Annotated in this window: 18 protein-coding genes; 12 read left to right on the forward strand and 6 right to left on the reverse strand. The window is 60.3% G+C overall.

The features are described 5' to 3' along the window. Nucleotides 1–181 precede the first annotated feature (181 nt). Nucleotides 182–556 (reverse strand): winged helix-turn-helix transcriptional regulator, encoded by a 375-nt coding sequence (locus tag ACP7B1_RS06520; protein WP_346307516.1) that lies wholly within the window; start codon nucleotides 554–556, stop codon nucleotides 182–184. Nucleotides 557–656: 100 nt separating this feature from the next. On the opposite strand from ACP7B1_RS06520, the gene ACP7B1_RS06525 reads away from it, so the two are divergent. Then, nucleotides 657–1,670, forward strand: coding sequence for a zinc-binding alcohol dehydrogenase family protein (locus tag ACP7B1_RS06525; protein WP_346307515.1), 1,014 nt, complete (start codon nucleotides 657–659; stop codon nucleotides 1,668–1,670). Between the two features lie 44 nt (nucleotides 1,671–1,714). On the opposite strand, the gene ACP7B1_RS06530 is transcribed toward ACP7B1_RS06525, so the two are convergent. The 4 genes from ACP7B1_RS06530 to ACP7B1_RS06545 form a co-directional block, all read right to left on the reverse strand. After that, nucleotides 1,715–2,959, reverse strand: coding sequence for an MFS transporter (locus ACP7B1_RS06530; RefSeq protein ID WP_346307514.1), 1,245 nt, complete (start codon nucleotides 2,957–2,959; stop codon nucleotides 1,715–1,717). Between the two features lie 96 nt (nucleotides 2,960–3,055). Beyond that, nucleotides 3,056–3,352, reverse strand: a complete 297-nt coding sequence (locus tag ACP7B1_RS06535; RefSeq protein ID WP_346307513.1) for a metalloregulator ArsR/SmtB family transcription factor — start codon at nucleotides 3,350–3,352, stop codon at nucleotides 3,056–3,058. Nucleotides 3,353–3,357: 5 nt separating this feature from the next. Further along, entirely contained in the window at nucleotides 3,358–4,353 is a 996-nt protein-coding gene (locus ACP7B1_RS06540) for a cation diffusion facilitator family transporter (RefSeq protein WP_346307512.1), read from the reverse strand. A gap of 127 nt (nucleotides 4,354–4,480) precedes the next feature. Next, a complete protein-coding gene (locus ACP7B1_RS06545) occupies nucleotides 4,481–5,185 on the reverse strand; it encodes a glutathione S-transferase family protein (RefSeq protein ID WP_346307511.1) in 705 nt (234 codons plus the stop codon). A 134-nt stretch (nucleotides 5,186–5,319) separates the two neighbouring features. On the opposite strand from ACP7B1_RS06545, the gene ACP7B1_RS06550 reads away from it, so the two are divergent. The 7 genes from ACP7B1_RS06550 to ACP7B1_RS06580 all read left to right on the forward strand — a co-directional run bounded on the left by ACP7B1_RS06550 (nucleotide 5,320) and on the right by ACP7B1_RS06580 (nucleotide 13,788). Next, on the forward strand, nucleotides 5,320–5,655 hold the full coding sequence (locus tag ACP7B1_RS06550) for a winged helix-turn-helix transcriptional regulator (protein WP_288192067.1): 336 nt from the start codon (nucleotides 5,320–5,322) through the stop codon (nucleotides 5,653–5,655). Between the two features lie 141 nt (nucleotides 5,656–5,796). Beyond that, the gene (locus ACP7B1_RS06555) at nucleotides 5,797–6,645 is read left to right on the forward strand and encodes a TIGR01459 family HAD-type hydrolase (protein WP_346307551.1); all 849 of its coding nucleotides are present in this window, start codon (nucleotides 5,797–5,799) and stop codon (nucleotides 6,643–6,645) included. Between the two features lie 11 nt (nucleotides 6,646–6,656). Then, the gene (locus ACP7B1_RS06560) at nucleotides 6,657–7,637 is read left to right on the forward strand and encodes a bifunctional riboflavin kinase/FAD synthetase (RefSeq protein ID WP_346307510.1); all 981 of its coding nucleotides are present in this window, start codon (nucleotides 6,657–6,659) and stop codon (nucleotides 7,635–7,637) included. A gap of 104 nt (nucleotides 7,638–7,741) precedes the next feature. Next, nucleotides 7,742–8,590: a MipA/OmpV family protein gene (locus tag ACP7B1_RS06565; RefSeq protein ID WP_346307509.1), complete on the forward strand. Its 849-nt coding sequence runs from the start codon at nucleotides 7,742–7,744 to the stop codon at nucleotides 8,588–8,590. 282 nt (nucleotides 8,591–8,872) lie between these two features. After that, a complete protein-coding gene (gene ileS / locus ACP7B1_RS06570) occupies nucleotides 8,873–11,791 on the forward strand; it encodes an isoleucine--tRNA ligase (RefSeq protein WP_346307508.1) in 2,919 nt (972 codons plus the stop codon). A 191-nt stretch (nucleotides 11,792–11,982) separates the two neighbouring features. Further along, entirely contained in the window at nucleotides 11,983–12,657 is a 675-nt protein-coding gene (locus ACP7B1_RS06575; protein ID WP_346307507.1) for a hypothetical protein, read from the forward strand. 144 nt (nucleotides 12,658–12,801) lie between these two features. Further along, nucleotides 12,802–13,788 carry a DUF4105 domain-containing protein gene (locus tag ACP7B1_RS06580; protein WP_346307506.1) on the forward strand — a complete coding sequence of 329 codons (987 nt, stop codon included), beginning with the start codon at nucleotides 12,802–12,804 and terminating at the stop codon, nucleotides 13,786–13,788. Here ACP7B1_RS06580 and ACP7B1_RS06585 read toward each other — a convergent pair. Beyond that, a complete protein-coding gene (locus tag ACP7B1_RS06585) occupies nucleotides 13,785–14,216 on the reverse strand; it encodes a nucleoside deaminase (protein WP_346307550.1) in 432 nt (143 codons plus the stop codon). The two genes, ACP7B1_RS06580 and ACP7B1_RS06585, sit on opposite strands and share 4 nt — an antisense overlap. 108 nt (nucleotides 14,217–14,324) lie before the next feature. On the opposite strand from ACP7B1_RS06585, the gene ACP7B1_RS06590 reads away from it, so the two are divergent. Genes ACP7B1_RS06590 through ACP7B1_RS06605 form a run of 4 tightly spaced genes read left to right on the forward strand, consistent with a single transcriptional unit; the run spans nucleotide 14,325 to nucleotide 19,592 of the window. After that, nucleotides 14,325–16,184, forward strand: coding sequence for a pseudouridine synthase (locus ACP7B1_RS06590; RefSeq protein WP_346307505.1), 1,860 nt, complete (start codon nucleotides 14,325–14,327; stop codon nucleotides 16,182–16,184). Between the two features lie 11 nt (nucleotides 16,185–16,195). After that, the gene (gene rsmD, locus ACP7B1_RS06595; RefSeq protein WP_346307504.1) at nucleotides 16,196–16,753 is read left to right on the forward strand and encodes a 16S rRNA (guanine(966)-N(2))-methyltransferase RsmD; all 558 of its coding nucleotides are present in this window, start codon (nucleotides 16,196–16,198) and stop codon (nucleotides 16,751–16,753) included. A 56-nt stretch (nucleotides 16,754–16,809) separates the two neighbouring features. Next, a complete protein-coding gene (locus ACP7B1_RS06600; RefSeq protein WP_426136765.1) occupies nucleotides 16,810–18,276 on the forward strand; it encodes a M16 family metallopeptidase in 1,467 nt (488 codons plus the stop codon). Then, a complete protein-coding gene (locus ACP7B1_RS06605) occupies nucleotides 18,273–19,592 on the forward strand; it encodes a M16 family metallopeptidase (protein WP_346307503.1) in 1,320 nt (439 codons plus the stop codon). The genes ACP7B1_RS06600 and ACP7B1_RS06605 overlap by 4 nt, the downstream gene beginning before the upstream one ends. Nucleotides 19,593–19,597: the final 5 nt, after the last annotated feature.

Below are 19,597 nucleotides of genomic sequence, written 5' to 3' on the forward strand. Positions count from 1 at the left end.
TTATTAGCACTCACAAGTGACGAGTGCTAACTGGGCTCGGAAATAGTGGGCAGCCATGGAAGAGTCAAGGGAGAGGTTTGCCGAATTTCGGCGAAAGACTGAAAAGCAATGCACGCTGGCGCGTCTTCAGTCATGCAAAATCATCCCATGCAATTGTGAACCAATGATGACGCGTCTGCGTTTATGCGGCCTGCGACCGCACCGTTGCAGCCTTTGCCGCTTCGGAGCGCAGATGGGTATCTCCCCAGACCTTGAGGGCCGATATGATCGGCTCCAGGCTGCGGCCGTGCTCCGTCAGGGAGTATTCCACCTTGGGTGGTACCTGTGCATAGACCTTGCGTGTGATGAAGCCGTCGGCCTCCAGCTCGCGCAGCTGGTTGGTCAGCATGCGCTGGGTAACGCTGTTCAGGTGACGGCGGATTTCGTTGAAGCGCAGCGTACCGGACATCAGGTGAAAAAGGATCATGCCCTTCCATTTGCCGCCGATGAGATTGAGCGTTCCTTCCACGGGACAACCCGGTGCACAATCAAAATTCGTATGGCGGATGCGCGGCATCACGGTATCCTTTATGACACTATATGCAATTTATGTGCATTCTTGCACTGTTCGAACATAGCGCGCATTTGAACAGCGTCAACTTATCTGGAGAATGCCTATGCGCGCCGTCGCCTATTATGAAGCGCAGCCGATCACTGCGGAAACCTCACTCGTCGATATCAATCTGCCCAAGCCCGAAGCGCAGGGGCGCGACCTTCTGGTCGAAGTGAAAGCCATATCGGTCAACCCCGTCGATACGAAAATCCGCGCAGGTGCAAAGCCGGAAGCGGGCCAGCCAAGAGTTCTCGGCTGGGATGCGGCCGGTATCGTTACTGCGGTGGGGCCGGATGTCCGGCACTTCAAGGTTGGCGACGAGGTGTTCTATGCGGGAGCGGTGGATCGCCCGGGAACCAATGCCGAATATCATCTTGTGGATGAGCGCATCGTTGGCACGAAGCCGAAGTCCCTCGATTTCAGCGCCGCCGCCGCCCTGCCGCTGACCTCGATCACCGCATGGGAAATGCTGTTTCACCGGCTCCACATCGACATTCCGGTGGTTGGCGCAGCCAACGCTATTCTGATTATCGGCGGCGCCGGTGGGGTCGGTTCTATTGCCGTGCAGCTCGCGCGCAAACTGACCAACCTGACGGTGATCGCCACGGCCTCGCGCCCGGAAACCCGCCGATGGGTGGAGGAGCTGGGCGCACACCATGTCATCGATCATTCAAAGCCGCTCGCCGCGCAGGTGGAAGCGCTCGGTCTCGGCGCCCCCGCCTTTGTCTTTGCGACGACAAACTCTGATACGCATCGCACGGAGATTGCGGCACTGATTGCGCCGCAGGGCCGGTTCGGTCTGATCGATGATCCGAAAAGCTACGATATCATGCCGTTCAAATGGAAAAGTGTTTCCATCCACTGGGAGGTGATGTTCACCCGCTCGCGTTACGATACCGCCGATATCGAGGAGCAGCACAAGCTGCTCAACCGGGTGGCGGAACTCGTGGATGCCGGCACGCTGCGCACCACCCTTGCCGATGATCTCGGCCCGATTTCAGCCGCCAATCTGAAGAAAGCCCATGCGCTTATTGAAAGCGGCCGTGCCCGCGGCAAGATTGTCCTGACCGGCTTTTAAACAACTGCAGCGGGCAGGGCGTCCATGCTCTGCCCGCTATCGCGTTATCGCGCAAACCGCAGCCAGCCGATGATGGCCACGGCAAGATAGGTGCCGCCGCAGATGAGGAGGAGATCGACGGGGCTGACGCGGCTGCTCATCATCGGGGCAACCAGCATGCCGACGAGCATGCCGGCGTGGGAGGTCACGATATAGATGCGTGTGGCCGGTGCGATATCGGCTGACGGCAGCAGGGTCTGGCGCAGGGTTGCAAAGGCGACGTCCTTGAAGGGGCCGCCGAAACCCGACACTCCCGAAGCAATGACAAAGCCGACGAGACGCCAGTGCACAGGCATGGGTGCAAGGGCGGCCAGAGCCATCAGCAGGATACCTGTGCCGGTTGTACACACGCCGAGATAGATCATCCGCGCCGGATGTTCCGGCATGGGACGATTGCCGACAACGAGATTGGCGATGAGATTGCTCACCCCGAATGCCGCGATCACCAGACCGTAGAGCCCGAAACCGGTTGTCAGCGACGCATCGAACTGGCTGGAAATAATCAGGGGAACAGCGAGGAAGAAGGCCACATACCATGCGCCGCCAATGAAGGCATTGCTGTCGAGCAGGAAGCCGAGCAGCGGTTGCCTGTGCATGGCGCGATAGCCGTAGGACAGGCTGGCGAGCGGGTGTTTTTTCTGCTGGCTCACGGGCGGCGCGACCGGTGTCGAAGACAAAGGCAATGCCATGATTGCTGCAGCCGAAAGCAGGAAACTCAGCGCATTGGCCGTAAAGAAATGAATGGGAGCGATGATCGCACCAGCCAATGCAATCAGTCCGGGGCCAAGCAATCGCGCCAGCCTGTTCGTCGCATCGAGCAACGCATTGGTGCCGGCCAGCAGGCTCGGCTCATTGGCGATCAGCTGCGGCAGAATGGTCTGCAGCGCCGGCAGGAACAGGGCTTCCCCGGCGGCAAGAACCGCGACGGCCAAGGCAAGCACCCAGGCGTCCGGTTGTCCTTCGATCATCCAGAAGAGAACCACGAGCACCAGCACTGCGCAGCGGCAAAGGTCGGCGCCGATCATCGTGCGGCGGCGGTCCCAGCGATCCGACATGGCGCCCCCGAAAAACAGCACGGCAAGGATGATCGCCGATTTGACCGCGGCGATGTAACCGGCGGCCGGGCCGAATATATCAACGGCAATCCAGCTCAGCGCGACCGTATAGAGCTGGTCACCGATGGCGGACAAGGCAAGGCCGGACCAGAGCAAACCGATGGAGCGTCGGCGAAGCAGTGTGATGAATTGCATGGGGCGAAAACAGGCTTGCGGAGGAACGATCCGGCCAGACTAGTGCAAAATCTTTGCAGTGAATATGACAACCCTGACGGTTTGTGTCAGGAGCCTTCAACCGTCCTCGCGCACGTGGTGGGCCATATCCATCAGCATGCCGCTGACATGCGCATCGGAAAGCGCATAGAAGATTTGCTTGGCACGCCGGTCGCCGCGCACGAGGCGGGCGCTGCGCAACAGGCGCAAGTGATGGCTGACCAGCGATTGCGACAGGTGAAGGCTTTCCGCGATATCGCCGACGGATCGCGGCGCATCGAGGCAATAGAACAGAATGCGCAGGCGGGTCGGATCACCGAGGAGTTTGAAGGTTTCAGCCAGGCTTGCGGTATCGGATTCCGTTGGCATCGTCATGGCCGTCAATGCTTGTGTCCTGCGTGGCTGTGATCATGGCCGACGTGATTGCCGTCCGTCTCGTGATCTCCCGAGGCGGAGGCGGGCTGTAGCCCGATTTCGCTTTCGTCATGCGGCATATCCGGCCAATCGATGGCGATGGTGGCATGCTGGATGTCGAAGCGTTTGGCGAGCTCCGCCTCGACAGTCTTCACAAGATGGCGCGGGTCGGTTCCGTCCTTTGGCTGGACATGCAGCGTGGCAAGCGCCTTGCCTGACGTGATCAGCCAGACATGCACGTGCCTGACGGCAGCAAGCCCTGCAACCGCTCCCATGAGATAGGTCTGGATTTCTTCCGGTTTGGCATTTTCAGGCGCGCCTTCCAGCAGGATATGCAGCGCGTTGCGCAGCAGGGCCCAGGCACTGCGCAGGATCAGCACGGAAACCAGGATGGAGAGAATCGGGTCGATGGGCGTCCAGCCGGTAAAATAGATGACGATGGCTGCGCTGATGGCGCCGACGGAGCCGAGAAGGTCGCCCATGACGTGCAGGACGGCGCCCTTGGTGTTCACATGTTCCTTGTCGCCGCGGGTCAGGATCCAGAACACAAGCATGTTGATGAGCAGCCCGACGACGGCCACGAGGAACATGGGGCCCGCCAGAATTTCACCGGGTGAGCGGAAGCGGTTGATCGCTTCGATGGCGATCCAGACGACAATGGCAAAGAGCGCGATGGCATTGATGAGGCCGGCAATAACCTCGAAGCGCAGGTAGCCATAGGTGCGGCTTTGGTCTGCCGCGCGCTGGCCAAAGCGGAACGCGGCATAAGACAGGGCAAGCGCACCGGCATCGGTCAGCATATGTCCCGCATCGGCAATCAGCGCCAGCGAGCCGGACATGACGCCGCCGATCACCTCGATGATCATGTAGGAGAACGTGATGACGAAGGCGATCAGCACCTTGCGCTGATTGTCATTGGTTATTTTGGGGCCGTGGTCGTGCCCTGCGTGCGACTGCGACATTGTTCCGGCTCGTCCCGTTGATAACATATAAATACATGTTCATATATTGTATGTCAATCGCAGCGGGTCCGAACGGCAGCGTGTTCGATCCGCCGGAAGGGCTCCCGGCGGATCGTCATCGGCGCGATCAGGCGGCCAGCCGCGTTCCAGCCTCATCCAATGTGATGTGGCCGAGAAACTGGCCGCTGGTGACAGCCGGGGTTTCGTCCTCGATGGCGTGGGCAAAAATCACGGCGTTGTCGGCTTCCAGCTTCTGCAGATAGGCATGAAGGTCGGGATACTCCGTTTTGAGGTCGAAGAGACCGAGATCCTCGCCCCAGCGGGCGATGCCGATCATATAAGCGTCGGCAATCGTCCTGTTGGTGCCGACAAGCCAATCCCGCCCCTGCAGATGGGATTGCAGATAGGCGTAGCCGGAGGCGGCTTTCTCCTGCGCCAGGTCGCGCAGTATTTTGATCGCCGGATCGCCCTCTTTCAGCTTGTAGGCGGTCCAGGCCGACGCAAAGGCCGAGTGAAAGCTGGTGTGCAGATAGGCCAGCATCTGGTTGAGCCTGTCATGCGCCTCGGTGCCCTGGGCAAACCCCAGTTGCTTCCCGAGATCGCGTGCGGCGATATTGTGGAGAATGGCAAAACTTTCACGCAGGCTCCTGCCGTTTTCCACAAGCAACGTCGGTGTCTGGTGCATGCTGTTGACGCGGCCATAGATGGCGCTCTTCGACTTGGCCAGCATGTCGATACGGGCAAGGCGATAGGGTTGGCCGAGCCATTCCAGCGCGACGATTGAACCGAACGAGCAGCCGTGCGGCACGCCATAAAACAATACGGGTTCCATTTTCATTTCCTCATTTTTTGAATGTCATACCGCGGTGAAAATGAAGATGGCGATATCGGTCACTATTGTAAAGAAGGCACAAAAATGTCATGTTGGTACAAATTTTATACCAATAGTCAGATGGAATGGGCGTCATGAAAGACCTGGTTTCCAAATGCCCCGTCGAAAATGCCATGCTGGTGCTGGGCGGGCGCTGGCGCATCCTGCTCATTTACTATCTGCTGGAGGGAACGAAGCGTTTCAGCGAACTGCGCCGTGACATGCCGAAAATTTCGCAGCGCATGCTCACCCTCGACCTGCGCGCACTCGAAGAGGCCGGCTACGTGACCCGCACGATCATTCCGCAGGTTCCGGTGCGTGTCGAATACAGCCTGACGGAGGAAGGGTGGCGCCTCAAGACGCTGGTCGATGTGCTCGGTGAATGCGGTGACCGGCTGGCCAGCCGCGGCTACGTCAAGGCTGCAGCGTGATTACCACGCACGATTGTTCTGCCACATTCCAGATGAGCTGAAGAGCCAGAAGCGACAATCACAGGTGACACGATTGCCGCTATCGGCTAAGCGATGCCATCTTATTCGCTCCGGCAATCTGAAAGGATCGGCATGACCGACATGGTACATTTGCAGCGTCTCGATGCGCTCAGAGACCGTTATGATGTTCTTCTGTGTGATGTCTGGGGTGTTCTGCACAATGGTATTGATTCCTTCGCGGCCGCATCCAATGCGTTGCAGCGGGCGCGGGAAGCCGGGCAGACGGTGATCCTGATCACCAATGCGCCGCGGCCATTTGCCGGTGTGGCCCAGCAGATCAAGATACTCGGTGTACCCGACGCCGCCTATGACCGCATCGTCACATCGGGCGATGTCACGCGCGACCTGATCCGCAACGCGCCGCGCCGCGTGTTCCATCTGGGGCCGGAACGCGATGAAACCTTGTATGAAGGGCTTGATGTCGAGCTGACTGAAGAGCGTGAAGCGGATGTCGTGGTCTGCACCGGCTTTTTCGATGATGATGCCGAAGGTCCGGACGACTATGCCGACATGCTCACGCGCTTTCGCTCGCGCAACCTGCCGTTCATCTGCGCCAATCCCGACATCGTCGTCGAGCGCGGCGACCGGCTGATCTGGTGTGCAGGTGCCCTCGCGCGCGATTATGGCCAGTTGGGCGGGCGCACGCTCATTGCCGGAAAGCCGCATCGCCCCATTTACGAAGCGGCCATTGCCGCGGCGGAGGCCGTGCGCGGCAGGCCTGTCGACCTTACGCGCGTGCTCGCCATTGGTGACGGCATGCTGACGGATGTGAAGGGCGCCGATCTCTTCGGAATCGATGTGCTCTATATATCCGGCGGCATTCACGCCGGCGATTATGTGAGAGGCGGCATATTTGATCTGGAAAAGCTGCTCGGCTTTCTCAAGAAGCATGGCAGCAATCCAGTTGCGACCATGCCGGCTCTCGCCTGAGGTACACGCACATGCCGATTCTACGCCTGACCGACCCTTCGCATCTGCCGCAGCATCTGAAGGGCGCTGTGGTGGCGATCGGTAATTTTGACGGTGTGCATCGCGGCCATCAGGCTGTTCTGGGGCGGGCGCTTGATGCCGCCCACACCGCCGGAAAGCCTTCGCTGGTTCTCACCTTCGAGCCGCATCCGCGTAGCGTCTTCGTGCCGGATCAGCCGGTCGACCGGCTGACACCCGCAGCGGAAAAAGCCTCCATCCTGGAAGCGCTCGGTTTCGATGCTGTGGTGGAATGCCATTTCACCCGGGATTTCTCACAGCTTACGGCCGATGTGTTCGTGGACGAGATTCTCATTGCCGGTCTTGGAGCGAGCCGCATCGTGGCGGGGTTTGACTTCCACTTCGGCAAGGGCCGTCAGGGCGGTCCGGCCTTTCTCATGGATGCCGGGGAAAAGCGCGGCTTTCAGGTCACGCTCGTCGATGCGTTCCGCGACGAGGGCGGGCAGGCCATTTCATCCAGCCGCATCCGCGAACTTCTGGGCGCGGGCGACATTGTCGAAGCGTCGGGCCTCCTGGGGTACCGCCACCGGATTCGCGCGGAAGTGGTGCATGGCAAGCAGCTTGGCCGCACGATCGGCTTCCCCACGGCCAATATGGTGCTGCCACCCGAGACGCATCTGCAGGAAGGCATTTATGCCGTGCGTTTTCGCCGTGCGGACGGCACACTCCATGATGGCGTGGCCAGCTTTGGCCGCAGGCCCACCGTGGATACCGATGGCGCGCCGCTGCTCGAAACCTATGTTTTCGATTTCACCGGCAATCTCTACGACGAAATCTGCGCGGTTTCGTTCTTTGGCTATTTGCGCGGCGAGGAAAAGTTCGACGGGCTTGAGCCGATGATGCAGCAGATCAGGCGCGACGAGGAAGAAGCGCGTGCTCTGTTGCAGGGGGTGAAACCGTTATCCGCTCTGGACGACACGATTAATTTTCGATGAAACGGTAAATTGTTTACCATAAGAATAAATCCAATTTTATCTATCCTTCGCTAGCGTCATTCTCAAATCTGCCGCCCTCCCAGGCGAAATTTTGGAGTGATTTCATGCATGTTCGTCTCGTCGCCGCTCTTTCGGGCGCCCTTATACTTGCCGGTGCCGTCCCGGGCTCTGCCGATGATTATTATTACGAAGGCCAGCAAAACCAGACGGCGGCTGCGCCCCGCCAGCATTGGTGGTCGGGCGACTGGTACCTGACCCTCGGCGCCAAGGGCTTCATCGCCCCGCGCTATGAAGGCGCCAAGGACTATCTTCTGCGCGCCGCGCCGGTTATCTCGCTGGGCCGTGCCGGAGCCGCCGCCCGTTTCAGCTCCCTTAATGACAATGCGTCGATCGGCCTGATCGATACGGGCGTGTTCCGCACCGGTATCACCGGCAAGCTGATCACCGGCCGCGACAGCGGCGACGCGAATCTCAAGGGCGTGCATGATGTCGATTGGGGTGTCGAAGTGGGCGGCTTCGCCGAATTCTATCCGACGGACAATATCCGCGGCCGTGTCGAGGTGCGTCGCGGTATCGGTTCGCATGACGGCGTCGTTGCCGACTTTGCCGTCGATGCCTTCAAGGACCTGACGCCGACTGTGCGCGTTTCGGCCGGACCGCGCGCCACCGTAGCGTCGCGGGATTACTTCAAGCAGTATTACGGGGTGAACCCGACGGAAGCGGCTGCATCCGGCCTATCGACCTACCGTCCCGATGGCGGCGGTCTGAAATCGCTTGGTCTCGGCGGCCAGATCACCTGGAAGGCGACGGACAAGATCGAAACCAGTGCCTATGCGGAGTATAGCCGCCTGATGGGACCGGCGGCCGATTCCAGCATCGTCAAGGAGCGCGGGTCGGCCAATCAGGCGACCTTCGGCCTGCAGGCAACCTACCGTTTCGACTTCGCGCTTTGATCGATATATCGGGCTGACGCGAAGTTTATTGCGTCAGCCCCTTTATTCTGGAAGCAGTGATTGCTAAAAGCGCGCTCATGAAAACTGTTTCCTGGACCCTTGCACAGTCCATACCGCTTCAGACACCACGAATTACTGGCCCGGCCTTCCGGTTTGCCTGAAGCCTAGGCTTGCGGGTGCGGAAGGTCCGGGTTTTCCGGATGCGCCATCGCGCTCTTTTTTGATTTTCGTCACATCTTTGCCTGCTGCGATCACGCGCGGGCCTGTTCACAAGCTGGAAAAATGACCGACACCGCCAACCCACTCGACTATTCGAAGACACTTTATCTGCCGCAGACCGATTTTCCGATGCGCGCCGGCCTGCCCGCCAAGGAACCGGAATTCGTCAAGCGCTGGGGCGAGATGAATCTCTACAGGAAATTGCGCGAAGACGGGAAGGGGCGCCCGCTCTACGTGCTGCATGACGGTCCTCCCTATGCCAATGGCAACATCCATATCGGCCATGCGCTGAACAAGATCCTTAAGGACGTCATCACCCGCTCGTTCCAGATGCGCGGTTTCGATTCCAATTATGTTCCCGGCTGGGATTGCCACGGCCTGCCGATCGAATGGAAGATCGAGGAACAGTACCGCGCCAAGGGCAAGGACAAGGACGACGTGCCGATCAACGAATTCCGCAAGGAGTGCCGTGAGTTCGCCGCCAATTGGATCAAGATCCAGTCCGCCGAATTCAAGCGCCTCGGCATCGAGGGCGATTTCGACAATCCCTATACGACGATGGCTTTCCATGCGGAAAGCCGCATCGCCGGGGAATTGCTCAAGTTCGCCATGTCCGGCCAGCTCTATCGCGGTTCGAAGCCGGTGATGTGGTCGGTGGTCGAGCGCACGGCGCTGGCGGAAGCCGAGGTCGAGTATCAGGACTATGAAAGCGACACCATCTGGGTGAAATTCCCGGTCGCAGATGGCGCGGGCGATCTTGGCGCGGCGCATGTGGTGATCTGGACCACGACACCATGGACCATCCCGGGAAACCGTGCGGTCAGCTATTCCCCGCGTATTGCCTATGGGCTTTACGAGGTCGAAACCGCAGAAAATGATTTTGGACCCCGACCGGGCGAAAGGCTGATCTTCGCCGACGCGCTTGCGGAGGAATCCGCGGCCAAGGCCAAGCTGACCTTCAAGCGGATCAAGACCGTTTCGACCGACGAGTTTGCCGCCATGACCCTGGCGCATCCTTTCAAAGGGCTGGGCGGCGGCTATGAGTTTGTGGTTCCGCTGGTTGCCGGTGATCACGTCACCGACGATGCCGGTACCGGTTTCGTGCACACCGCCCCAAGCCATGGCCGCGAGGACTTTGACGCTTGGACCGCTGCTGCGCGTGAACTCGAGGCGAAGGGTATTTCTCCGGCTATCCCGTTCACCGTTGATGATGCCGGTTTCTATACCAAGGACGCTCCGGGCTTTGGTCCGGATCGGGAAGGCGGAGCCGCGCGCGTCATCGACGACAACGGCAAGAAGGGCGATGCCAACAAGGCCGTCATCGAGGAGCTTATCGCGCGCAGTGCGCTGTTTGCCCGCGGCCGGCTGAAGCACTCATATCCGCATTCGTGGCGTTCGAAGAAGCCGGTGATCTTCCGCAACACGCCGCAATGGTTTGTCTATATGGACAAGGATCTGGGCGATCTGACCACATTGCGTTCGCGCGCCCTGGCGGCGATCGACGAGACCCGTTTCGTACCTGCCGGCGGCCAGAACCGGCTGCGTGCCATGATCGAAGACCGTCCCGACTGGGTCCTGTCGCGCCAGCGCGCCTGGGGTGTGCCGATCTGCGTGTTTGCCGATGAGAATGGCAACGTGCTCAAGGACGATGCGGTCAATGCCCGCATTCTCGAAGCATTCGAGCAGGAAGGCGCCGATGCCTGGTTTGCCGAAGGCGCGCGCGAGCGTTTCCTTGGCGAAAAGGCAAACGAGCCGTGGGTGCAGGTGCGCGACATTCTCGATGTCTGGTTTGACTCCGGCTCGACCCATGTCTTCACGCTGGAAGATCGTCCTGACCTGAAATGGCCTGCCGATGTCTATCTGGAAGGCTCCGACCAGCATCGCGGCTGGTTCCACTCGTCGCTGCTGGAAAGCTGCGGCACCCGCGGCCGTGCGCCCTACAACACCCTCGTCACCCATGGTTTCACCATGGATGAGGAAGGGCGCAAAATGTCGAAGTCGCTCGGCAATACGGTCACGCCGCAGGATGTGATCAAGGATTCCGGTGCCGATATCCTGCGTCTGTGGGTCATGACCACGGATTATTGGGAAGACCAGCGTCTGGGCAAGAACATCATCCAGACGAACATCGATTCCTATCGCAAGCTGCGCAACACCATTCGCTGGATGCTTGGCACCCTGGCCCACGATGCCGGGGATGAAATCGCCTATGCTGATATGCCGGAACTGGAAAAGCTGATGCTGCACCGTCTCACCGAGCTCGATGAGGTGGTCCGCTCGAGCTATGATGCCTTCGAATTCAAGCGCATCACGCGTTCCCTCATCGATTTCATGAACGTCGAATTGTCGGCGTTCTACTTCGATATCCGCAAGGATGCGCTGTATTGCGACGCGCCGTCCAGCATCAAGCGCCGTGCGTCCCTGCAGGTTGTACGTCACCTGTTCGACCGTCTGGTGACCTGGCTTGCGCCCATGCTGCCGTTCACCACGGAGGAAGCCTGGCTCGACCAGTATCCCGCCGCCGTCTCGGTTCATCTCGAGCAGTTCCGCGCGACGCCGTCCGAATGGAAGAACGAAGCCCTGGCCGAGAAGTGGCGCAAGGTGCGCGATGTCCGGCGGGCCGTCACAGGCGCGCTGGAGCTGGAGCGGGCGGACAAGCGCATCGGTTCGTCGCTTGAGGCTGCGCCGGTGGTCTTTGTCACCGATCCGGAATTGTTCGCTGCCGTTTCCGATCTCGATATGGCTGAAATCTGCATCACCAGCGCCATCACGATCAGGAACGAAGCGGCTCCGGCCGGGGCCTTCATTGCCGAGGACGTGAAGGGCGTGGCGGTCGTTCCCGAGCGCGCATCGGGTACAAAATGTGCCCGTTCATGGCGTTATACCCATGATGTTGGCTCCGATCCGGCCTATCCGGATGTCTCGGCCCGCGATGCGGCGGCACTGCATGAACTAGCAAAACTCGGCAAACTCGCCATTTAAGTGTATAAATGCGGATCATTCTCTGGATGATCCGCATTTTGCTTAACAATAGGTTGCTTCGGCTTGCTTATTGGGACAGGCCTCATGTAAAAGGCTTGCCATTGAGTTGCCTGATTTAACAGGCAGGGCATTGATCAAGCATATTGACTCGGCGGAGTCGGCAATATGAGCTTGAGGCGAAAGTGGCGAGTATGGATTTGAACGGACGTATTACGGTTCTTGGTGCAATGCTGGCGTCCTTGACGCTGGCCGGGTGCATGTCGTCACCAACCTATGGCACCAACAAGACATCTGGCAGCCAGTTGCTGGACGACGTTTCCAATATCGCTTCGTTCAGTCCCAAGAAAAAAGACCCGATAACCTATAATCCGCGCCCGGATCTCGTTCGCCCTGTCGCTGGCAAGCCAGGCCAATTGCCGGCGCCACAGGAAAATGCCGTCGCCGCGAACGCTGCGAAGTGGCCGGAATCACCGGAACAGCGGCGCAAGCGTTTGCGTGACGACGCTACGGCCAATCAGAACAATCCCAACTATGTGCCGCAAATCGAAAATGACACGCCGCCCGCAACAAGGGCTGTCGATAATGGCGAGCACGGCGTCTACAACGACAGAAACCCGCCGCCCTCGGGCGTGAGCACGGCAAGCAAGCAGTCTGCGGAATTCCGCGCTCGCCGCCTTGCTTCGACCGCCGGTTCGGCGACCACGCGGCGTTATCTGAGCGAGCCACCGCTGGCCTATCGCGCCCCGGCACCGACGGCCGCTGCCGATGAGCTTGGCGAAGACGAAGCCAAGAAGGAACGCGACCGCAAGGCCGCTGCCCGCAAGGACAAGGGCTTCAGCTTCAAGAACCTCATTCCCTGGAATTGATGCCACCGGAATTTGAACCGCTGCATGACACGTGAAAGGCTCCTTCAGGGAGCCTTTCTTTTTGGGACGTCAGAAAGCGTCTTGCCTTTGCCTTGATGTACCGGGACTATTGCGTCACAGCTTGTCAGTTGAGGGCCACCGATCTTGCGTCTTTTGCGTCTTCCCGGATTGATTATTCTCATTCTCCTGACAGCCTTCGGTTTTTTCTGGGGCGGATTTGCGCTCTGGTATCAACTTCCTCTCGACCTGCCCGGTGTGACGGGCGGTGTGATTGTCTGGGTCCTGATCGGGCTTGTGGTTCTTTGGCTCGAGGTAACGGGGCGGGTGCGGCGCGCCCTGATCGTGCTCATTCCGGTCATGGCGGCCCTCCTGTTCTGGTGGAGCACCATAACTCCGTCGCTCAATCGCATCTGGGCGGATGACGTGGCGCAGACCGTCACGGGAACACTGGTCGGCAACCATGTGACGCTGGCCAATGTCCGCAATTTCGAATGGCGCAGCCAGACGGATTACACGCCGCGCTGGGAAGTCCGGTCCTATGATCTGGAAAATCTGGCTTCGGTTGATGTGTTTCTGTCGTACTGGTCGAGCCCGGCCATTGCGCATACGCTGGTGAGTTTCGGTTTCAACAATGGTGATCAGGTGGTTTTCTCGGCCGAGATCCGCAAGAAGCGGCACGAGCAGTTCTCGGAAATCGGCGGCTTTTTCAAACAGTTCGAGCTGGCGATGATCGCCGCCGACGAGCGTGACATCATCCGGCTGCGCAGCAATATCCGCAAGGAGGATGTGTATCGGTATCGGGTCAACCTGACGCCGGAAATGCGGCAGGCGCTGTTTCTCTCCTACCTCGACACCGGCAACCGGCTGTCCAAGCAGGCGCAATTCTACAATACGGTGACGGCCAATTGCACAACGGTGATCTTTGACATGATCCGGGCAATCACCCCCGGTGTGCCGCTGGACTACCGCGTCATCCTTTCCGGTTACCTGCCCGGTTATCTCTATGATCTTGGCGCCATTGACCGGAGCAGGCCGCTCGACGCGGAGATCGAGGCGGCTTCGATCAACCAGCGCGCCATGGATGCCGACAAGGCGGAAGACTTTACCGCCCGGATACGCGCCGACAATTAGAGCCTTTTTGCGCGGAAGAATTCCTTGAGGATGGTTTCAGCTTCCTGCTCGCGGAAGCCGGAATAGACCTCCGGCGCGTGATGGCAGGTGGGCTGGGCAAAAAATCGCGCGCCGTTTTCCACGCCGCCGCTCTTGATGTCCTGCGCTCCGTAGTACAATCGCCGGATACGGGCGAAGGAAATGGCGGCAGCGCACATCGTGCACGGCTCGAGCGTGACATAGAGATCGCAACCCGTCAGACGCTCATCGTTCAGCGCTTCGCAGCCCTGCCGGATGACCAGAATCTCCGCATGGGCGGTGGGATCGTTGCGTTCCCGGGTGCGGTTTCCGGCCTGGGCCAGAACCACGCCGTCCTTCACCAGAACGGCACCGACGGGCACTTCGCCGCGTTTTGCCGCGGCCTTCGCCTCGGCCAGGGCAAGGTCCATGGGTCCCATAGGATCAGTTTTTTGGTTCACGCTGCACTCATGGTCCAGAATTTACTCGCAAGCTGCCGTCATAGCTGGTAGTTAGCCCCGCTGAAAGGCAAACATTCCATGACCAGTTCAAATGATGACGGAAAGGGCGGTAAACGTCCCTTTGAAAAGCGCAGCTTCGACAAGAAGGGCGCCGATGGCGGCCGCGGTGGCCGTCCGGCTCCGCGCAAGTTCGATGACGGAGCGCGGGATCCCGCGACGCGCGGTCCGCGCAGATCATCGCACGAGGAAGCGCCGGTCGACGACAGCGAGCGCATTGCCAAGCGGCTTGCCCGCGCAGGGATAGCCTCGCGCCGGGAAGCCGAGACAATGATTGCTGCAGGCCGTATCTCGGTCAATGGCAAGGTGCTTGCCAGCCCCGCGATCAATGTCAAGCGCGAAGACCGCATCGAAGTCGACGGCAAGCCGTTGCCGCAGAAAGAACGCACGCGCCTGTGGCTCTACCACAAGCCGGCCGGTCTGGTGACAACCAACCGCGATCCGGAAGGACGCCAGACGGTTTTCGAATCCCTGCCGAAGGATATGCCGCGTGTCCTTTCCGTCGGACGTCTGGATATCAATACCGAAGGTCTTCTGCTGCTGACCAATGATGGCGGCCTGTCGCGTGCGCTTGAACTGCCGTCCACCGGCTGGCTGCGCCGCTACCGCGTGCGTGCCCATGGCAGCGTGACCCAGGAAAAGCTCGATACGCTGAAGGACGGCATTGCCGTCGAAGGCGTATTCTACGGCGCGATCGAAGCCACGCTCGAACGCGAGCAGGGCTCGAACGTGTGGATCATGATGGGTCTGCGCGAGGGCAAGAACCGCGAAGTCAAGAATGTGCTCGGTGCGCTTGGCCTGTCCGTCAATCGCCTGATCCGCATTTCCTATGGCCCGTTCCAGCTTGGCGATCTGCCGGAGGGTTCGGTGCGGGAAATGAACGGCCGCACCCTGCGTGACCAGCTTGGTGAGCGCCTGATCGAAGAATCCGGTGCCGATTTCGAGGCGCCGATCATCAATGTCTTTTCCAACGATGCGGTGAAGGGCGAAGCGGTACAGCAGCCGGCTGCCGATCGTCCGGCGCGCCGTTCCTCCGAATGGATATCGAGTGCGCCGGTGGCGAAAAGCCGTGGCCCGCGCAAGTCCAAGGACGAAAGGCGCGAAGAAGGCCTGTCGCGCCTGACGACCGATCGCAGCGAACGGCCTGGAGCCTCGCGCGATGCACGCGGCGGCCGCGACGAACGTCCGGCTCGTGCACCGCGTGCGGACGACCGCAAGCCGCGCGATGCGGCAGGCCCCAAGGGTGCGCGCGGCGCAAAGGCAGAAGAGGCCGCGCCTCCACGTGCCCGTTCGGCCAATGTCTGGATGGCGCCGGGTGCACGCCCGGTTGGCAAACCCAAGGCAAAGACCGGCGAACCGCGTGGCGAGCGCCGTCACTCCGATGCACCGCGCACGGAACGGCCGCGCCGTTTTGAGGAAGGTTCCGCGCGTCCTGCGGGTGACCGGCCGCAGCGTGAACGTCCTGCCGGTGCCTATGCGGGCGGCGACAAGCCGCGCAGCTATTCCCCGCGTCCGCCCCGCGGCGATGACGAGCGGGCCGAGCGTCCGAAGCGTTCCTTCGGATCGGATCGGCCGGAAGGTTCTCGCGATGGCCCGCGTCCACCGCGCCCGCCACGGGTGGGCAAGCGCGAACGCGCCGAACTGAAGGAGCGGGAAGCCGCCGGCGGCAAACCGTCTTTCCAGTCCGAGCGCCCCAATCGCGCCGAACGTCCATATGGCACCAGCGGTCGCCCAACCCGGCAGGATGGCCGCTCCGGTGACCGGCCCTATGGCGGACCGAAAGGCGCGGCACCGCGTGGTGCGCCATCGGGTGCTCCTAAAGGTCCGCGCGGCGGTTCCGGCGGTGGCGCAGGCCGTCCGCCACGCAAGCCCAAGCCATAGGCGTGGACTTGATGCGGATTGTCGGCGGCAAATTTCGCGGGCGGGCATTGGCGACGCCGAATACCAATGCCATCCGGCCGACGACGGACCGGACGCGGGAAAGCCTGTTCAACATTCTGGTGCACAATTATCCGGAAAAGTTTGAAGCGACCCGCGTGCTGGATCTTTTCGCCGGAACAGGCGCCCTGGGGCTTGAAGCCATATCGCGGGGCGCGCGCTATGGCGTCTTCATCGAGGAGTCGACGGAAGGGCGCGGCCTGATCCGCACCAATGTCGAAGCCTTCGGTTTGCTGGGCAACACCAAGATTTTCCGCCGCGATGCCGCCAAACTCGGCGATGCCGGTACGATCGAGCCGTTCGATCTCGTTTTTGCCGACCCGCCCTATGGCAAGGGCCTGGGCGAACTCGCCTTCAAATCCGCTCTTGAAGGCGGCTGGCTCAATCCCGACACACTTCTCGTGCTTGAAGAAGAGGCCGAGGCCGCGATCAACCTGGATTCGCGATTCTCGGTGGCCGAAGAACGCCACTACGGCGGAACAATCATACGATTTGTCACGTTGAGCGGCTAAGCAAACGACCGGACCGGAAAACTTCCGGCTTTGAACAGAATTGCGAAGGAAGATTGATGTCGCAAATAGTGAGCCGTACCATTGCGGCATTGGTTTTGGCCGGAACAGTATCGACCGCCGGTTTCATTCTTCCCGCACACGCCCAGACGATGGCGCAGCTCACCGCGGAGGTCCAAAAGGCCGATAGTGCCGGTGTCTCGTCCTTCCGTTTGGACAATGGTCTCGAAGTGGTAGTGATACCCGACCATCGCGCGCCGGTCGTTACCCATATGCTCTGGTATCATGTCGGATCGGCCGACGAAGATCCGGGCAAGTCGGGCATTGCGCATTTCTTCGAACATCTGATGTTCAAGGCCACCATGACCTATCCGGTCGGTGAATTCTCCCGCAAGGTGGCTGAAATCGGCGGGCGTGAGAATGCGTTCACCTCCTATGATTACACCGCGTTCTTCCAGCAGGTGTCGCCGCAGGCGCTTGAAATGGTCATGACCTATGAGGCGGACCGCATGGAAAACCTCATCCTGAACGAGGATGTGGTGAAGACCGAGCGCGACGTGGTGCTCGAAGAGCGCCGGTCGCGCACCGATACCAATCCCGCTGCCCTGTTGTCGGAAGAGGTCAACGCGACGCTCTATCAGAACCACCCCTACCGCTTCCCGGTTATCGGCTGGTTGCACGAGATGCAGCAGCTAAACCTCAAGGATGCGCTCGCCTTCTACGAAAAATTCTACACGCCAAACAATGCGACGCTGGTTGTCTCGGGCGACGTCGATGCAGCGGCGGTAAAGGCGCTGGCGGAAAAGACCTATGGCAAGGTGCCGCGCCGTTCGGAACCCGGCAAACGCATGCGGCCGCAGGAACCGGAACAGAACACCAAGCGCACCGTATCCCTTGCCGACCCGCGCGTATCGCAGCCAAGCTTCCAGAAAATATGGCTGGTGCCATCCTATAACAATGCCAAGCCCGGTGAAGCCGAGGCGCTTGATCTTCTGAGCGAAATCCTCGGCGGGTCCACGCGCAGCCGCGTCTATCAGGCGCTGGTCGTGCAGGATGGATTGGCCGCCAGCGCCGGCGTCTATTACCAGGGCGGCGCGCTCGATGACGGCACATTTGCCGTCTATGGTGCACCGCGCGGTTCAGCCTCCCTGCAGCAGGTGGAAGCCGGCGTGGATGCGCAGATTGCCCGCATCATCAAGGACGGCATTACATCAGATGAACTGGAGAAAGCCCGCAACCGCTTTCTGAAGAGCGTTATCTTTGCCCGCGACAGCCAGGCGGGCATGGCCCGCATCTATGGCTCGACGCTGTCGACCGGTCAGACGATCAAGGACATTCAGGAATGGCCGGATCGCATCCAGGCGGTGAAGGTTCAGGACATTCAGGACGTGGCCAAGCGCTATCTCGTCGATTCGCGCTCGGTGACCAGTTACCTGATGCCGGAGAACGGCAAGCCTGACGAGAATATACCGTCGACGGGAGAGACCGCGCCGATGCAACCACAGACCGAGGGAGTCATCCAATGATCCGCCTGTTGACACCCGCTTTCAACCGGATGGCCGCCGCCTTGCTGCTGGTCATCCTCGCCGTGGCACCGGTCTATGCGGTGGAAATCAAGGAAGTCGTTTCGCCCAAGGGGATTCGTGCCTGGCTGGTGCAGGATGACTTCGTTCCGCTGATTGCCCTGCGGTTTTCCTTCGAGGGCGGTTCGGCGCAGAACCCCAAGGGCAAGGAAGGCCTCGCCAATCTGATGACCGGGCTTTTCGACGAGGGCGCCGGCGATCTCGATTCCGATGCATTTCAGGAAAAGCTCGACGATGTCGGCGCTGAAATGGCTTTCAATGCCGAGGATGACCGTATTTCCGGCGCCATGCGCATGCTTGCCGACAAGCGCGATGAAGCGGTCGATCTCTTGGCGCTTGCCGTCAATGAGCCACGCTTCGATCAGGCGCCGATCGACCGCATCCGCCAGCAGGTGGTTGCCAACATCAAGGCCGCCGAGCGCGATCCGAATACCATCGCCGGCCGCAAGTTCGCCGAAGCGCTGTATGGCGATCATCCCTATGGCCGCCAGTCGCAGGGCACCGAAGCCAGCCTGGCATCGATCACCCGCGATGATCTCGCCGCCTATCACAAGCGGGTCTTTGCCCGTGACCATCTCATTGTCGGCGTTGTCGGTGCAATCAGTCCGGAACAGCTGGGACCGCTGCTCGACAAGGTGTTTGGCGATCTGCCGGACAAAGCCCAGCTTGATCCGATTGGCGATGCCAAGCTGGCCTTGGGCAAGACAACCCGCGTCGATTATCCCCTGCCGCAGACATCCATTTCCATGGTCTATCCGGGCGTGCGGCGTCAGGATGCGGATTTCTTCCCGGCCTACATCATGAATCACATTCTGGGCGGCGGTACCTTCTCCTCGAGAATTTACAGCGAAGTGCGCGAGAAGCGCGGCCTTGCCTATTCCGCCGGTTCCGCCCTCATCAGCAGGGATCACATGGCAGCCCTGACCATATCCACGGCAACCCGCTCCGACAGGTCCGGGGAAACCCTGCAGATCCTCAAGGATGAGGTTGCCCGCATGGCCAAGGACGGTCCGACCGAGCAGGAATTGGTCGAGGCCAAGAAATATCTCGTCGGCTCCTATGCCATCAACAATCTGGATTCGTCATCGGCCGTCGCCAGCACGCTGATCGGCCTGCAGGATGAGCATCTGGGCCGCGACTATATCGACAAGCGCGCGGATCTGATCAATGCTGTGACATTGGATCAGGTGAAGGCAGCAGCGCGCAAACTGCTTGAAACCGATCCGGCCATTCTGATCATCGGGCCGCCCCAATCCTGATCAGC

It is taken from the genome of Phyllobacterium sp. SL163 (genome assembly GCF_049896885.1).
Lineage (GTDB): Bacteria > Pseudomonadota > Alphaproteobacteria > Rhizobiales > Rhizobiaceae > Phyllobacterium > Phyllobacterium calauticae.

Excerpts from the sequence above, each read along its gene's own strand:
- ileS (WP_346307508.1), top strand. The coding sequence starts at position 8,873 with ATGACCGACACCGCCAACCCACTCGACTATTCGAAGACACTTTATCTG.
- ACP7B1_RS06575 (WP_346307507.1), top strand. The coding sequence starts at position 11,983 with ATGGATTTGAACGGACGTATTACGGTTCTTGGTGCAATGCTGGCGTCC.
- ACP7B1_RS06590 (WP_346307505.1), top strand. The coding sequence starts at position 14,325 with ATGACCAGTTCAAATGATGACGGAAAGGGCGGTAAACGTCCCTTTGAA.
- ACP7B1_RS06530 (WP_346307514.1), bottom strand. The coding sequence starts at position 2,959 with ATGCAATTCATCACACTGCTTCGCCGACGCTCCATCGGTTTGCTCTGG.
- ACP7B1_RS06525 (WP_346307515.1), top strand. The coding sequence starts at position 657 with ATGCGCGCCGTCGCCTATTATGAAGCGCAGCCGATCACTGCGGAAACC.
- ACP7B1_RS06560 (WP_346307510.1), top strand. The coding sequence starts at position 6,657 with ATGCCGATTCTACGCCTGACCGACCCTTCGCATCTGCCGCAGCATCTG.
- ACP7B1_RS06555 (WP_346307551.1), top strand. The coding sequence starts at position 5,797 with ATGGTACATTTGCAGCGTCTCGATGCGCTCAGAGACCGTTATGATGTT.
- ACP7B1_RS06545 (WP_346307511.1), bottom strand. The coding sequence starts at position 5,185 with ATGGAACCCGTATTGTTTTATGGCGTGCCGCACGGCTGCTCGTTCGGT.
- ACP7B1_RS06535 (WP_346307513.1), bottom strand. The coding sequence starts at position 3,352 with ATGACGATGCCAACGGAATCCGATACCGCAAGCCTGGCTGAAACCTTC.
- rsmD (WP_346307504.1), top strand. The coding sequence starts at position 16,196 with ATGCGGATTGTCGGCGGCAAATTTCGCGGGCGGGCATTGGCGACGCCG.
- ACP7B1_RS06600 (WP_426136765.1), top strand. The coding sequence starts at position 16,810 with ATGTCGCAAATAGTGAGCCGTACCATTGCGGCATTGGTTTTGGCCGGA.
- ACP7B1_RS06585 (WP_346307550.1), bottom strand. The coding sequence starts at position 14,216 with ATGGACCTTGCCCTGGCCGAGGCGAAGGCCGCGGCAAAACGCGGCGAA.
- ACP7B1_RS06550 (WP_288192067.1), top strand. The coding sequence starts at position 5,320 with ATGAAAGACCTGGTTTCCAAATGCCCCGTCGAAAATGCCATGCTGGTG.
- ACP7B1_RS06605 (WP_346307503.1), top strand. The coding sequence starts at position 18,273 with ATGATCCGCCTGTTGACACCCGCTTTCAACCGGATGGCCGCCGCCTTG.
- ACP7B1_RS06540 (WP_346307512.1), bottom strand. The coding sequence starts at position 4,353 with ATGTCGCAGTCGCACGCAGGGCACGACCACGGCCCCAAAATAACCAAT.
- ACP7B1_RS06520 (WP_346307516.1), bottom strand. The coding sequence starts at position 556 with ATGCCGCGCATCCGCCATACGAATTTTGATTGTGCACCGGGTTGTCCC.
- ACP7B1_RS06565 (WP_346307509.1), top strand. The coding sequence starts at position 7,742 with ATGCATGTTCGTCTCGTCGCCGCTCTTTCGGGCGCCCTTATACTTGCC.